This window comes from Afipia massiliensis (assembly GCF_001006325.2).
Lineage (GTDB): Bacteria > Pseudomonadota > Alphaproteobacteria > Rhizobiales > Xanthobacteraceae > Afipia > Afipia massiliensis_A.
Genome location: NZ_LBIA02000001.1, coordinates 2,892,948 through 2,907,230, shown reverse-complemented (window position 1 = coordinate 2,907,230; position 14,283 = coordinate 2,892,948). Strand labels below are relative to the sequence as shown.

Genomic DNA, 14,283 nt, shown 5'->3' with positions numbered 1-14,283 from the left:
CCAATGGAAGTAACCGGAAATGGTCAGGAACTAAACGGCCGCGGCCAGTGTTCAATTCGTATTGGCAGTCCGAAAACTACGGGAGAAAACGATGAACAGCAAAAGATTTGCGATCATAGCCGCTGCCGCAGGCGCGTGCGTCGCACTTGGCGGACCGGCATTCGCCGAAAAGATGACCATGAAAGTGGATTTGACCAGCGCGGCCCAAGTGCCCGCCGTCACCAGCCCCGGCAAGGGTACGGCCGATGTTAACTTCGATACTGCGACCAAGATGCTGACCTGGAAGGTTACCTATTCCGGCCTCACGGGACCGGCCACCATGGCGCATTTCCACGGCCCCGCCGAAGCCGGCAAGAACGGCCCGGTCGCTGTCCCGCTTAAGGACGCTGCCAGCGGTGCCGAAGGCAGCGCGACCCTGACCGATGCGCAGGCCGCCGATCTGCTGGCCGGGAAGTACTACATCAACATCCACACCGCGGCGCATCCGGGTGGCGAAATTCGCGGACAGGTCACGAAGTAACGGATCACATCGAGCATAAAAAAGGCGGGCGCCACTGGCACCCGCCCTCAAACTGTCCTGCGTGACCTCAGATCAGCTGTTCTTCACGCGGAATGTCTCGTGACAGCCCGAGCATGACTTGCCGATCGTCGGGAGCGTCGCCTTCAGGCTGTCCACATCCTTGATCTTGCCCTTGGCTTCGGTGACGGCCTTGCTGAAGGCTGCGATCGCCGCGTCAAATCCAGGCCTGTCGTCCCAGATCTTGGGGGACGGAGTGTACTCGCTGGTTTGCTTCACAGCCTTGACGCTTGCGGGATAGAGCGACGGAAGTTTCTTGGCCGTCTCATCAAGCTGCGTCAGCGCTGTATTGATAGCCGCCTGATCGTAGGGCTTGTCGCCTCTCGCCATCGGACTGAGAACGCCGCCCAGATTCTTGCCGTTCGCTTTCATCAGCGCATGGCTTTGCTCGATCTCTGCCTGCTGAGCAACGACAGCGGTCGCACCGAGCAGTATCGCAGCGGCCACGAGAACAGAACGCCTCATTCGGTATTTCCTTCCTTGAGTTTGAAAATAACGCCTTCATTCGAAAGTTTGATGGAATCGAACACTCCCGTTGCAGCCTGACAAGCCCAACAATTTTTTCGTGCGCCGGGAATTTTTTACAATCGGTGCTCGCGACGGTTTCGCTCGATCGCCATCCAGACTCGTTCCGCAGTCGCCGGCATGTCGATGTGGTCGATCCCGTACTCACGCGACAAGCCTTCGATGATCGCGTTCATCACCGCAGGGCATGAACCGATTGCCCCCGCCTCGCCTGCGCCCTTGACGCCGAGCGGATTGGTCTTGCACGGCACATTGTGGGTCTCGAACTTGATCGACGGGCCGTCCGCGGCGCGCGGCAGCGCATAGTCCATGAACGTGCCGGTCACGAGCTGACCGTCGGTGGAATCATAGACCGCCTGCTCCATCAGTGCCTGACCGATGCCCTGCATGGTGCCACCATGAACCTGTCCGGCCAGCAGCAACGGATTCAGCGTCACGCCGAAATCGTCGACGATGACGTAGTTCACGACATGGATCACACCGGTTGATGGATCGATTTCGACCTCGGCGATATGCGTGCCGTTCGGATAGGTACCGTCGGCGCTGCTGAACGTGCTGCTCGCACTCAGCTTCGACGGATCCGCCCCGGCGCGTTTCGCAATATCCGCGAACGAGACGGTGCGATCGGTCCCGGCGACGCGGATGGCTCCGTCGCTGAACTCAAGATCCCCCGCGCCTGTTTCCAGCACGTCGGCGGCGATGTCTTTCAAGTTCGCGCCAAGTGTGCGCGTCGCCCGCTCCACACTGACGCCGCCGGACGGGATCGAGCTAGAGCCGCCCGTACCGAGACCGGTGGCGATCTGATCAGTATCACCCTGCAGGATGTGAACGCGTTCCGGAGCAATGCCGAACTGCTCTGCAACGATCTGCGCGTAGGCGGTCTGATGCCCCTGCCCGCTTGACTGGGTGCCGATCAGAATCGTGATGCCGCCATCGAGATCGAGCTTCACCTGCGCGGTTTCTTCGCCCATCGTGCCGCAGACCTCGACATAGGTGCCGAGACCGATGCCGCGCACCAGTCCTTGCTTCTTGGCGGCCTTGGCGCGCCTGGGAAATTCCTTCCAGTCGGCAATGTCCATTGCGCGCTTCATATGCGCAGCGAAGTCGCCGGAATCATAAATCTTCCCGGTAGCCGTTGTGTACGGCATTGCCTTGGGCGGAATGAAATTCTTGCGGCGGATCGCGTCCGGCGTCATGCCGAGCTTGCGCGCGGCGGCATCGACAAGACGTTCGACGACGTAGGCCGCTTCAGGTCGCCCCGCGCCGCGATAGGCATCCACCGGCACCGTGTTGGTGAACACCGTGCGGACGCGGCAATAGAACGCCTGAACGTCATAGAGGCCCGGCAGCATTCCCGCGCCGCCATGCGGAATGTACGGACCGAAGGTCGAGAGATAGGCGCCCATGTCGCCCATCAGATCGACATCCATGGCGAGGAATTTTCCGTCCTCGGCCAGCGCCATCCGCGCGGTGGTGACGTTGTCGCGGCCCTGCGCATCGCCGACAAAATGATCGGCGCGCTCGGCGGTCCATTTCACCGTCTTTTTCAGTTTGCGCGCGGCAACCGCAGCCAGCGCGTATTCGCGATACGGGAAAAGCTTGGTGCCGAAGCCGCCGCCGACGTCCGGGCAGATCACCCGCATCTTCTCGACGGGAATGTTGAGAACGTTCTGGCAGAGAATATCGCGCAGCCGATGGCTGCCCTGACTGCCGATTGTCAGCGTCAGATGATCGCGCTTGGCGTCGTACTCGCAGACCACCGCGCGGGTTTCCATGTAGTTGGTGATAATGCGCGGATTGACGATGGTGATCTCCGCCACCGCATGCGCCTTCGCGAAGGCGGCTTCTGTTGTCTTCTTGTCGCCCAGCGACGTGTCGAACAGGACATTGCCGGCGTGGTCCGGCCAGACCTGCGGCGCATCCTTTTTCACTGCATTGACCAGACCGATAGCCGCGGGCAGCGCGGTCCATTCGACCTGGATCGCCTCGATCGCGTCCCGGGCCTGTTCGACGGTGTCCGCCACGACGAACGCAACCGCGTCGCCAACGTGCCGCACGACATCGCGCGCAAGGATCGGATACGGAGGGCCGGTAAAGGGTTCGTCAGGCAGATTGAAAAGACAGGGAAGACTGCCGAGGTCCTTGACGTCGTCGGCTGTGAGAATCGCAGCGACGCCCGGCAATCCGCGGGCCTGCGACACATCGAGCTTGAATTTCGCGTGCGCGTGCGGCGACCGCAGCACAAGGGCATGCATCGCTGCTGCCGGTGTGTAGTCGTCGGTGTAGCGGCCCTTGCCACGGATGAGCGCGTCGTCCTCCTTGCGAAGAACGCTTTGACCGACACCGAATTTGACAGGAGCCATGATCTCTCCAACTGCAATCTGGAACGTTTCTAACGTCCATCATGCAGCGGAATGGCTGGAAGCGCAAATGCGCTAGTGTCCTGAATCCGAAGTTCGCTTCATTTTGCAACACCTTCCGGAGCGAACTTCGGATTCAAAAGGACACTAGAAACTATGAATTCTAGTGTGGTTTTGGTTCGCAAGCCCGCAAAGGGACGCGCCGTAGAAATGATGCGGGCTTGCGAACCACCACACTAGGGGCGTACCAGCCCCGTCAGCCAGCGCCGTCCGAATAGCAAAAGTATGCAGCTTCCGTAAACGGCGGCGCCCACCACGATCAAAATTCCGAGAGCAGTTTCATCGCGTAAGGAGGTCATGGCGGCCAGCCCGGACTCCGCCCAGCGGGCTGTGAGCCACAGCGCGGCAGCCAGCACCGCACCCGCTGCAGCGAACTTCACCAGCGCCATCAGGAACGCGCGGTCGAATACGAGAAACTTGCGGCGTACCGCGAACAGGACAACGAGCAGCAGATTGACCCACGCACCGACCGCGGTGGCCAGCGCCAGCCCGATCTGTGCCAGCGATCCGACCAATGCGATCTTCAGAGCGACATTGACCGCGACGCCTGTGAGCGCAGCCTTGACCGGCGTGGCGGTGTCCTTGCGGGCATAGAACGTCGCAACGGCGCTCCGAATCAGGACGAACGGAATGAGCCCGACAGCATAGGCAGCAAGCGTGGCGCCAGCCGCTGCGGCATCCGCCTTGGAGAATGCGCCACGCGCAAACATCGCGCGCATGATGACGTCAGGCACCGTGAGGAATGCGGCAACGAAAGGGATCGAGAACAGCAAGGTGAAATCAAAGGCCCGCCGCTGCGACGCGAGCGCGCCTTCATGGTCGCCGGCCGTGATCCGCCGCGACATCTCCGGCAACAGCACCGTGCCGATGGCAATTCCGATCACACCGATCGGCAACTGGTTGAGCCGGTCGGCGTAGTAGAGCGCCGAGAGCGCGCCGGCGGCCAGGAATGTTGCGATGATGGTATCCGCAAACAGCGCGACCTGTGTGCCCATCGAGCCCAGTGTCGCGGGACCCAAGGCGCGAAAGAAGCCGCGCACATCTTCGTCGAGCTTGAACGAGGTGAATTTCGGAAGGATGCCGGTGCGGCCAGCATCGCCCGCGACCAGAAAGAACTCCAGAAAACCAGCCAGCAGCACGCCCCATGCTGCAGCATATCCCGCGTTCGGGAAAAATGCCGCTAGCGCCAGCGTCAGCATCATCGACAGGTTCAGGAATATCGGCGCGGCGGCCGGGCTCGCGAAGCGATGCATCGCATTGAGCATTCCGCCGTAGAGCGTCACCAGCGTGATGAGCAGCAGGTAGGGAAACGTGATGCGCGTCAGGGATATTGCCAGTTCCGCACGCGCGGGATCGCTGGTAAATCCCGGCGCGAGCAGCGCAATGACCTGCGGCATGAACAGCCATGCGACCACCAGCAGCCCCGCCTGCACACTCAGCAGCAGCGTGAAGATGCGATCCGCGAACAATCTCGCAGCCAATGCATCGCGGTTATGGAGATGCGTATAAGCCGGTACGAACGCGGCGGAGAATGCGCCCTCCGCGAAAATCGCACGGAAATGATTGGGTAGCCGCAGCGCGACGAAGAACGCGTCCGCAATCGGCCCCGCGCCAAGGATCGCCGCAAGCATGATGTCGCGCGCGAATCCGGTGACCCGCGAGAGAAGGGTATAGCCGCCGACGGTGAAAATGCGTCCGAGCATCCAATAGTCCTACCGCATGGCGCACCGATCGCGAACCAGCGAAGCATCAACCCGCGCCGTCATGGCCGGATTTATTCCGGCCATCCACGTCTTTTTAAGGTTGCCGCCAAGACGTGGATACCCGGGACATAGGCGAGCGGAAGCGACGCCGTTCTACGAACGGATATGCCCGGGCATGACGGAATTGGCGATCATGAGCAAACGATCAGGAAAGAGCGTCGCGCACAGCCTTGATGACGCGATCCTGAGCCGCCTGGTCGAGATAGGCATGCATCGGCAGACTGATGACGTCCTCCGACAGCTTCTCGCTGACCGGCAGCCCGCCCTCGACCGTCGGGTAATGCTTATAGGCCGTCTGCTGGTGCATGGACTTCGGATAATAAATCGCGGTCGGAATGCCCTGAGCCTTGAGGGCCTCCGCGAAGGCGTCACGGCCGCCGCGGGGCAGTCGAATGGTATACTGCGCCCAGACCGACGTATTGCCATCGGCAACGCGCGGCGCGGTCACGATGTTATGCAGCGCATCGAAATAACGGCTCGCGACCTTGTTGCGCGCCTCGATCTCGTCGTCGAAAATCTTCAGCTTCTCGATCAGGATGGCGGCCTGCATGGTGTCCAGCCGCGCCGTCAGGCCGAGACGAACGTTATCGTATTTCTCGGTGCCCTGCCCGTGGACGCGAATGCTGCGCAGCCGTTCCGCGAGCGCGGCATCGTCGGTGAAAATTGCGCCGCCGTCTCCAAAGCAGCCGAGCGGCTTGGCGGGAAAGAAACTGGTCGCCGTCGCAAGGCCGAATGTGCCGAGCCGGCGGCCCTTGTACGTTGCACCGAACGACTGAGCGGCGTCGTCCAACACAAACAGCCCCTCGCTCGTGGCGACCTCGGCAACGGCGTCGTGGTCCGCGCTCTGACCGAACAGATCGACCGGAACGATCGCCTTCGGCTTGAGGCCAAGTTTCCTTGCGGTGGCGATACCGGCCTTGAGCGATGCGATATTGATGTTGAACGTCGCCTCGTCGACATCGACGAATACCGGCGTCGCGCCAGCCAGCGCGGCCACTTCGCCCGTGGCGCAGAATGTGAATGATGGGCAGATCACCGCGTCGCCGGGGCCGACACCCTGCGCCATCAGCACCATCAACAGCGCGTCGGTGCCGCTGGCGCATGCAACGACGTGCTTGGCGCCGCAGTATGCAGCCAGATCGGCCTCAAGCTGGGTGACCTCGGGACCATTGATGAACTGGCAGTGCGTCAGCACGCGCGCGACGGCGTCATCGATCTTGGTGCCGAGGCGCCGGCGCTGCGCGCCGATGTCGATGAAAGCCACGGGTTCTGATCGCAAATGCTGGTTCATGATGCGTGCCGGATCCATTTCGAAAGAAGCAGGTTTGCCGTCAGCTTGCGACGGCGCGCGGTCCCTTGCGCAGCGGCGCGGCTATGGAACCCGTCGGAACATCGAGACACTTGATCGCGATTTCGAGGCTCGCGACGCCTTCGTCACCAGTCACGGCAGGCGCGTTGCCGGTCCGTACTGCGTCGAGAAAAGCGACCAGTTCTGCGCGCAAGGGTTCGTCGTGCCCTACCGACAGATGCCGCATCGAGTAGCTGCCGTCGCGCTGGAAACCGAAGCACTCGGTCACCTGCCGTGTCAGCAGGTCACCCTGAACATACTTGCCGCGCGTCGCCACGGTGACGCTGCGGGCCTTGAACGGCGTCAGCCAGTTGGTGTTGATATGCGCAAGCACGCCGGAGGCGGTACGGAACTGAAGCAGCGCAATGTCCTCGCGCTCGGCCACGGCGCTCGCAAGCTGCGGCTGCACGTCGACAATGTCGGATTCGGTGAACCAGCGGATCAGATCGATATCGTGAACGGCAAGATCGATCACCACGCCGACATTCGACATGCGCGGCGGAAACGGACCGACGCGGGTAATGGCGATCGAGAGGATTTCCTCATCCTTGATCGCCTGCTTGATCGCAGCCACGGCCGGATTGAAACGCTCGACATGGCCAACCATCAGCGTCACGCCCGCGTTACGCGCGGCGTTGACAATCTCGTTGCCCTCCTCGACCGATGTCGCAATGGGCTTTTCGACGAGAACGTGAATCTTTCGTGCGATGCAGGCAAGCGCAACGTCGCGATGAAGGTGCGTCGGCGCGGCGATGGTCACCGCATCGGGGCCGGCATCGAGCATCTCTTCAAGAGTCTCGAAGGTCGGACAGCCGACAATCTCTACCGCACGCGTGCGATGCGCCGGAAGCGGATCGACAATGCCCACGAGTTCAACGCCCGGCAGACCGGCCAGCACGCGGGCATGATTGGTCCCCATGACTCCCGCGCCCACGACGCCAACGCGCAGCGGACGATCGTTGCTCGCAGTACTTTTTGTCGACACGGTCGAACTCATCTTCTGAGATTCCTGAATTCTCTGAATTTCCCGGCGCGAGTCGCTCGCCGCGCCTGCATGCAACTTCCTAGCATGCCGTCACATATGTGGCGAACGGCGCTGCCCCATTCTCTTACACGTTTTGATTCAAAGAATTACATCGGGCCCCGGTATAACCCGTTGAAAAGCTGGAATCTTTCTAGACTTTCCGCGGATGACTTCGCGTTATGACCGCTGATAGTCATCCTCGATGCGGATGATGTCGTCCTCGCCCAGATAGCTGCCTGTCTGGACCTCGATCAGTTCCAGCGGAATCTTGCCAGGGTTTTCCATGCGATGAATCGCACCGATCGGAATGTAGATGGACTCGTTTTCGTGAACCATCTTCTGCATGTCGTTCACGGTAACCAGCGCAGTTCCTCGCACCACAATCCAGTGTTCGGACCGGTGATGATGCTTCTGCAGCGAAAGCCTCCCGCCAGCCTTCACGATAATTCGCTTCACCTGATGGCGCTCGCCAGTATCGAGCGACTGATACGATCCCCACGGCCGGTGAACCTTGATGTGATCTTCGGTTACCTGCGGAGCAATGGTCCTCAACTTCCCGACCAGCCGCTTCAGACCGTTCGGATCGTTCTGCCGTGACACCAGAATGGCATCCTGTGTCGCGACGACCACCAGATCGTCGACACCTTCCAGCGCGACCAGCGCCTTGTCGGTGGAGACGTTGCAGTTGCGCGAGTCCTCGAACACGGTGAGACCCTGCGAAACGTTGCCGTGCTCGTCCTTATCCGACAGCTCCCACACCGCATGCCAGGAGCCGACGTCGGACCATCCACAGGATACGGGGATCACGGCGGCTTGCGCGGTTTTCTCCATCACGGCGTAATCGATGGAAATCGGAGTGGCTTTGCCGAACGATTCCAGTGGAAGCGTTACGAAGCCGAGATCGCGGCCAGCGCTATCGACGGCTTCGACCAGCGCGCTCACGCTGTCAGCATCGACGCTGCGATATTCATCGAGCAGCATCTGCGCGCGAAACATGAAATTCCCGCAGTTCCACAGGTAACCGTCGGCAACGTACCCAGCGGCGGTCGCGGGATCTGGCTTCTCGACGAACTTCGCAACCTTCCGCACATCGCCGGAGACAACGTCGCCAGGCCGGATGTAGCCGTATTCCGTCGCAGGCCGCTCTGGAAGAACGCCGAACGTAACAATGCGGCCGGCATTGGCGACGCTCAACGCTTTCCGGCACGCCTCGACAAAAGCCGCCGGGTCACGCACGACATGGTCGGCAGCCAGCGCCAGTACAACGGCATCTGGATCACGGGTCAGCGCAAAGGCCGCACCCGTGGCGATTGCCGGACCGGAATCGCGCCGGGCCGGTTCGAGAAGAATGTCAGCCTCGAGACCGATCTCATTCAACTGTTCCAGCACCATGAAGCGATAGGCTGCATTGGTGATGACGACCGGCCGTACAAACAGGCTCGCATCGCTGACGCGGAGCATCGTGTCCTGAAACGTCGAATGCGAACCGAACAACCGCAGAAACTGCTTTGGACGCCCCTCGCGTGAGGCAGGCCACAGGCGGGTCCCTGCCCCGCCGCACATGATCAATGGAATAATGCGCTCGCTCATGCGTCCTCGAAATGATTTCAGGAAAGCTGATGATACTCGCGATACCACGCCGCGAACCGCGCAATACCATCTTCAATGGTTGTCGAGGGACGGAATCCAACCTCGCGCATCAAATCGTCGACGTCCGCATACGTGGCTGGCACGTCTCCGGGCTGCATCGGCAGCATTTCCTTCGCTGCCTTGCGCCCAAATTCTTTCTCGAGAATCTCGACGACCTTGGACAATTCCTCGGGGTGGTTGTTGCCGACGTTGAAAACCCGCCAGGGAGCCGCGCTCGTCCCAGGATCAGGGGTTGCGTCCGGTGCCTTGGCCTGCCCGACCGGCGCGTGATCGATCAGCCGCACGATCGCCTCCGTCACATCGTCAACGTAAGTGAAGTCGCGACGCATATCGCCGTGATTGAACAGCTTGATCGGCTTGCCTTCGAGGATCGCCTTGGCAAACAGGAACATCGCCATGTCCGGCCGGCCCCACGGCCCGTATACCGTAAAGAAGCGCAGGCCGGTCGACGGAATACGATAGAGATGACTATAGGCGTGCGCCATCAACTCGTTGGCCTTCTTCGAGGCCGCATAGAGACTGACCGGATGATCGACACTGTCATGCACGGAGAATGGCAGCTTGGTATTGGCGCCATAGACCGACGACGATGATGCATACAGCAGATGCCGGCATTCGTTATGGCGGCAACCCTCGAGGATGTTGATGAAGCCCTCAAGATTTGCGTCCACGTAAGCATGCGGATTCTCGATCGAGTACCGCACGCCCGCCTGCGCCGCGAGATGAATGACCACCGGAAAGCGTTTCGCGCTGAACAATTCCGCCACGCCGCTCCGGTCAACAAGGTCGAGCTTGACGAAGCTGAACGAGGGATCGTTCTTCAGCACGTCAAGGCGCGCTTCCTTCAGCTTCGGGTCATAATAACTATTGATGTTGTCGAGCCCGACGACCTTATAACCCGCTTGGAGAAGTTTCTGCGAAAGGTGAAGGCCGATAAAGCCCGCCGCACCAGTAACCAGTATCGTCTTCTCAGACATGCGTTTCACCATCCGGCGATCAAAGACGCCACAACTCAATGCCGTCAGGCAAGCTGTCGCGATCGAGCCTCATCTTTACGTCCAGAACAAGACCGCGCCCGCCGATCAGCAGTTTCTGGATCAGCGGCCAGCCCGCATCGATGTACGTCTTGTGGGCAACAGCCATGATGATCGCATCGGCGGGCTGCAGCGCATCGACATCGACCAGCTTCACGCCATACTCGTGCATAGCGTCTTCAAGGTCCGCCATCGGATCGCTGACCTGCACCTTAAGGCCGAAGGATTCCAGTTCGCGGATAATATCGATCACGCGTGAGTTGCGCGTATCCGGAACATCTTCCTTGAACGTCAGGCCAAGAATGGTGACGACGCCGCCATTGCTCTTCCGGCGCAACAGCCCCCGGATACATTCACGCGCAACGCGCTGTCCCATGCCATCGTTGATACGGCGTCCGGCAAGAATGACTTCCGGATGATAGCCGGCCCGCTCGGCACGATATGTCAGATAGTATGGATCGACCCCGATGCAGTGCCCGCCGACAAGCCCCGGCTGGAACGGCATGAAATTCCATTTGGTCCGCGCCGCGGCAAGCACGTCGCCGGTGTCAATATTCAACGCCTGGAAAATCAGCGACAGTTCGTTCATGAACGCGATGTTCAAATCGCGTTGCGTGTTCTCGATCACCTTCGCTGCTTCAGCCACCTTGATGGACGGCGCGCGGTGAATGCCAGCGGTCACGACCGATCCATAGACGTCGGCCACGATGTCCAGCGTCGGGGCATCCTGCGCCGAGACAACCTTGGTGATCGTCTCAAACCGATGCTGCTTGTCACCAGGATTGATGCGCTCGGGGGAATAGCCGACCTTGAAATCCGATCCGGCCTTCAACCCGGACGCCTGCTCCAGAAGCGGCACGCAGTCGTCTTCCACGGCCCCGGGATAAACCGTCGATTCATAGACGACGATATCACCCTTCTTGAGCGCTGTTCCGACGGTGCGTGAAGCAGCGAACATGGCGCCGAGGTCAGGTTGCCGCGCTTCATCGATCGGCGTCGGAACGGTGACGATAAAGAAATCCGACAACGCCAGTTCCTTCGCCTCGTGTGTGAACGATAGCGACGTATGACGCAGATCGGTGGCTTCAACTTCATGTGTGCGGTCATGAAACGCGCGCAGTTCGGCGATGCGCCTCTGATCGATGTCGAAACCTGTGACCGGAACCCCGGCGCGCGCAAATGCAGCGGCGACCGGCAGTCCGACATAACCAAGCCCGATGACCGCGATTTTACGCCCGTGTGTCACAAATTCCGTCCCCAACGCCGGCGGATCTGGCCTACGCCGGCCGCCCTCTTTAGCCGCCGTGCGGTGGCTGCCGCAATAGGCGGAGCTTACCTATTGCCAGAACAGCCCTAAACCCATACCAAGACCTTGAAAATGGGCACTGATATTCAGTCCCTTCTCAGATTCAGCAACGTTAACCATCGCGGTCCGGAATGCGCGGATTTCTCCTTCTTGCCGCTCGAATACTGGTGTCGGCGGCGCTGCTCTATTTTGCATTCCGCGGCATCAACTTCGCGGCGATCCAGTCCCGCCTGAGTCAGATCAGCGTCGGATGGTTTCTGCTCGCCGTGCTGGCGACGGTCTTCCAGATTTTCCTCGGTGCGCTCCGCTGGCGGGAGATCAGCGCACGATGCAGCGCCCCGCTCGAAACCGGGCAGGCACTCCGTTACAACATGATCGGCGCATTCTTCAATCAGACCCTGCCGTCGACCATCGGCGGCGATGCGATGCGGCTCTGGCTGGTGCGGCAGACAGGTGCGGGCTGGCGCTCAGCCACATATTCCGTGCTCGTCGACCGCACCATCGGCCTGATCGCGCTCGCGCTCATCGTCGTCGTGAGCCTGCCCTGGAGCTACGACCTGATCGCCAACGCGCGGGGGCGCCTCGCCTTGCTGCTGGTCGATATCGGCGCAATTTCAGCCGGCCTCGGCTTTCTCGTCCTGGGCATGCTGCCGTGGCCGTGGCTGAAAACATTCTGGCCGCTGCGGCACATCCATGCCTGCTCGGTCATCGCCAACCAGGTGATCTTCAACCGCAGCAGCGGACCGAAGGTCGCGGTCCTGTCCCTGCTCATTCATGTGATGGCTGTGGTGATCGCCTGGTGCGCCGTGCGCTCCATCGCGGCTCCGGCAGCGTTCGAACAATTGTTCATGCTGATACCGCCGATCATGCTGATCACAATGCTGCCGATCTCCATCGCAGGATGGGGCGTGCGTGAAGCAACAATGATGGTCGCATTCGGTTATGCCGGCCTTGCACAGACCGACGGCACCGTGGTCTCGCTTCTGTTCGGCGCTTCGTCGTTCGTGGTAGGCGCCATCGGCGGCCTCGTCTGGGTTCTGAGCGCAGAGAAATCTTATTCACCAGCCGACGGCGAGAACGCCGACTAATCGATGGCGGAGCGTTCGAATTTTGGACCGAACGCGCCAAAATATCGTCATCGCTTCCAATACAAGCGCCAACGCAGATCAAATCGCCTTGATCTTAAAGAACGCAAAGACCACCATCTTCAATAACATCACACCGTGCCGAAACCGCGATATTTGCGTCTCGCCATACGTTCGCGCTGCATATCGGATCGGAAGATCAATCGTCTTCAGATTGAGCTTGGATGCCCCGAAGATAAGATCAAAATCTCCGAACGGATCGAAGTCGCCGAAATAGGCTTTACCGTCACGAAGTCGATAATAGTCCGACCGCCGCATCACCTTAGTGCCGCACAGCGTATCGGTGTAACGCTGGTTCAGTAGCCAGGAGAACAAATATGAGAAGCTCTTGTTCGCAATCAGGTTAAGAAAACGCATGGCGTCATCTTCGAGAGGATAGACGAGGCGCGACCCATTGATGAACTCGCCCTTTCCGAATTTGATCGCCTCCCAGAATTTCGGCAACTGTTCGGGCGGCATCGTAAGATCGGCGTCAAGAATCATCAGAACATCGCCTCGCGCGACATCGTACGCCGTAAAGACCGCATCGGCCTTGCCCTTGCCGGGCTGTCTCATCAGCTTGATGTCCTTATCGGGATAAGCCGCCTTGACGCGCTCCATTTCCTCGAAGGTGCCGTCCTTGCTGTGACCCTCGATGAAGATGATCTCGATGTCATCGCAAAACTGCGGAAGACGCTGAACGGCGGGCTCGATATTACCTCGTTCATTGCGTGCAGGAATAACGACAGTAGCCGACTTGAGTTCATCTTCGCTGACGCGCAGGGATCGGCAGACGACGTAATGACGAAGCGCCAACTGTCGAATAAGCGGCAAGACACTGATGAAGCGGTTGATCAACCTGCCTAGGCCGAAAAGTGAGATAGGCAACAGCAACCGTCGCTCGCTCTTGACCGGATCAAAGTCCGCCAGTTCAGCCAGCGCCGCGATATCATCAGGCGCCAGCACGTTCTGCGATGGATACGGACTGCGCAGCCCGAGCATCTCCGCGAGCTTTAGGATGGGTTGCCATAAATGGGAGAAGTAGCCCACAACGACCCGTGTCTCCCGGGTACATAACGGATGCAATTGCTCGAGAAATCGCTGGCAATCATCGAGCGAGCCAATTGTGTCATGGACGAGTATGTAATCGAAGGGGCCGCCTAGAACGCCAACCGTCTCCACGTCCTCGACGTCTCCGACGAAGAATGTGAGGTGCGGGTGCAACTTGCGCGCTTGATCGATCATGCCCGAACTGAAGTCGACGCCAACACCCTGTGATGGGGATAGCGCTGCAAGCGTATCTCCGGTGCCACAACCGATCTCAAGCACCCGCGCCCCAGCCGGAATAAGGAACTTCAGATAAACTTGATCCTCTTGATGAAAGAAGGCCGCCTTACGACGCCACGCTTCCCGGGTGGATGCATATTGTTCTGAATGGGCTAGAATAGAGGCCTTACGGCTCGAAAGGTTCAGCATTTGGGCAAACTGATGTAAGAGGAATGAAAATTGGGC

The 14,283-nt window shown here is 60.0% G+C and carries 11 protein-coding genes; 2 read left to right on the top strand and 9 right to left on the bottom strand.

What is annotated here, in order from left to right; all coding sequences use genetic code 11:
- Positions 1-91: 91 nt before the first annotated feature.
- Entirely contained in the window at positions 92-520 is a 429-nt protein-coding gene (locus YH63_RS13840) for a CHRD domain-containing protein (protein ID WP_046827099.1), read from the top strand.
- A 72-nt stretch (positions 521-592) separates the two neighbouring features.
- Here the strand turns inward: YH63_RS13840 and YH63_RS13835 are convergent, their stop codons facing one another.
- The 8 genes from YH63_RS13835 to YH63_RS13800 form a co-directional block, all read right to left on the bottom strand.
- Positions 593-1,042: a c-type cytochrome gene (locus YH63_RS13835; RefSeq protein ID WP_046827100.1), complete on the bottom strand. Its 450-nt coding sequence runs from the start codon at positions 1,040-1,042 to the stop codon at positions 593-595.
- Positions 1,043-1,158: 116 nt separating this feature from the next.
- A complete protein-coding gene (locus tag YH63_RS13830; RefSeq protein WP_046827101.1) occupies positions 1,159-3,468 on the bottom strand; it encodes a xanthine dehydrogenase family protein molybdopterin-binding subunit in 2,310 nt (769 codons plus the stop codon).
- Between the two features lie 230 nt (positions 3,469-3,698).
- Positions 3,699-5,225: a murein biosynthesis integral membrane protein MurJ gene (gene murJ / locus YH63_RS13825; protein WP_046827102.1), complete on the bottom strand. Its 1,527-nt coding sequence runs from the start codon at positions 5,223-5,225 to the stop codon at positions 3,699-3,701.
- 205 nt (positions 5,226-5,430) lie between these two features.
- Positions 5,431-6,576 (bottom strand): DegT/DnrJ/EryC1/StrS family aminotransferase, encoded by a 1,146-nt coding sequence (locus YH63_RS13820; RefSeq protein ID WP_046829512.1) that lies wholly within the window; start codon positions 6,574-6,576, stop codon positions 5,431-5,433.
- A 40-nt stretch (positions 6,577-6,616) separates the two neighbouring features.
- Positions 6,617-7,630 carry a Gfo/Idh/MocA family protein gene (locus YH63_RS13815; RefSeq protein ID WP_046827103.1) on the bottom strand — a complete coding sequence of 338 codons (1,014 nt, stop codon included), beginning with the start codon at positions 7,628-7,630 and terminating at the stop codon, positions 6,617-6,619.
- A gap of 204 nt (positions 7,631-7,834) precedes the next feature.
- Positions 7,835-9,247 (bottom strand): mannose-1-phosphate guanylyltransferase/mannose-6-phosphate isomerase, encoded by a 1,413-nt coding sequence (locus YH63_RS13810; RefSeq protein ID WP_046827104.1) that lies wholly within the window; start codon positions 9,245-9,247, stop codon positions 7,835-7,837.
- A gap of 17 nt (positions 9,248-9,264) precedes the next feature.
- Entirely contained in the window at positions 9,265-10,284 is a 1,020-nt protein-coding gene (locus YH63_RS13805) for an NAD-dependent epimerase (protein ID WP_046829513.1), read from the bottom strand.
- Between the two features lie 19 nt (positions 10,285-10,303).
- Positions 10,304-11,587 (bottom strand): nucleotide sugar dehydrogenase, encoded by a 1,284-nt coding sequence (locus tag YH63_RS13800; protein ID WP_046827105.1) that lies wholly within the window; start codon positions 11,585-11,587, stop codon positions 10,304-10,306.
- Positions 11,588-11,778: 191 nt separating this feature from the next.
- Here YH63_RS13800 and YH63_RS13795 point away from each other — a divergent pair, with 191 nt between their 5' ends.
- Positions 11,779-12,735 (top strand): lysylphosphatidylglycerol synthase transmembrane domain-containing protein, encoded by a 957-nt coding sequence (locus YH63_RS13795; RefSeq protein WP_046827106.1) that lies wholly within the window; start codon positions 11,779-11,781, stop codon positions 12,733-12,735.
- A gap of 78 nt (positions 12,736-12,813) precedes the next feature.
- Here YH63_RS13795 and YH63_RS13790 read toward each other — a convergent pair whose 3' ends face one another.
- Positions 12,814-14,247 (bottom strand): glycosyltransferase, encoded by a 1,434-nt coding sequence (locus YH63_RS13790; RefSeq protein ID WP_046827107.1) that lies wholly within the window; start codon positions 14,245-14,247, stop codon positions 12,814-12,816.
- Positions 14,248-14,283: the final 36 nt, after the last annotated feature.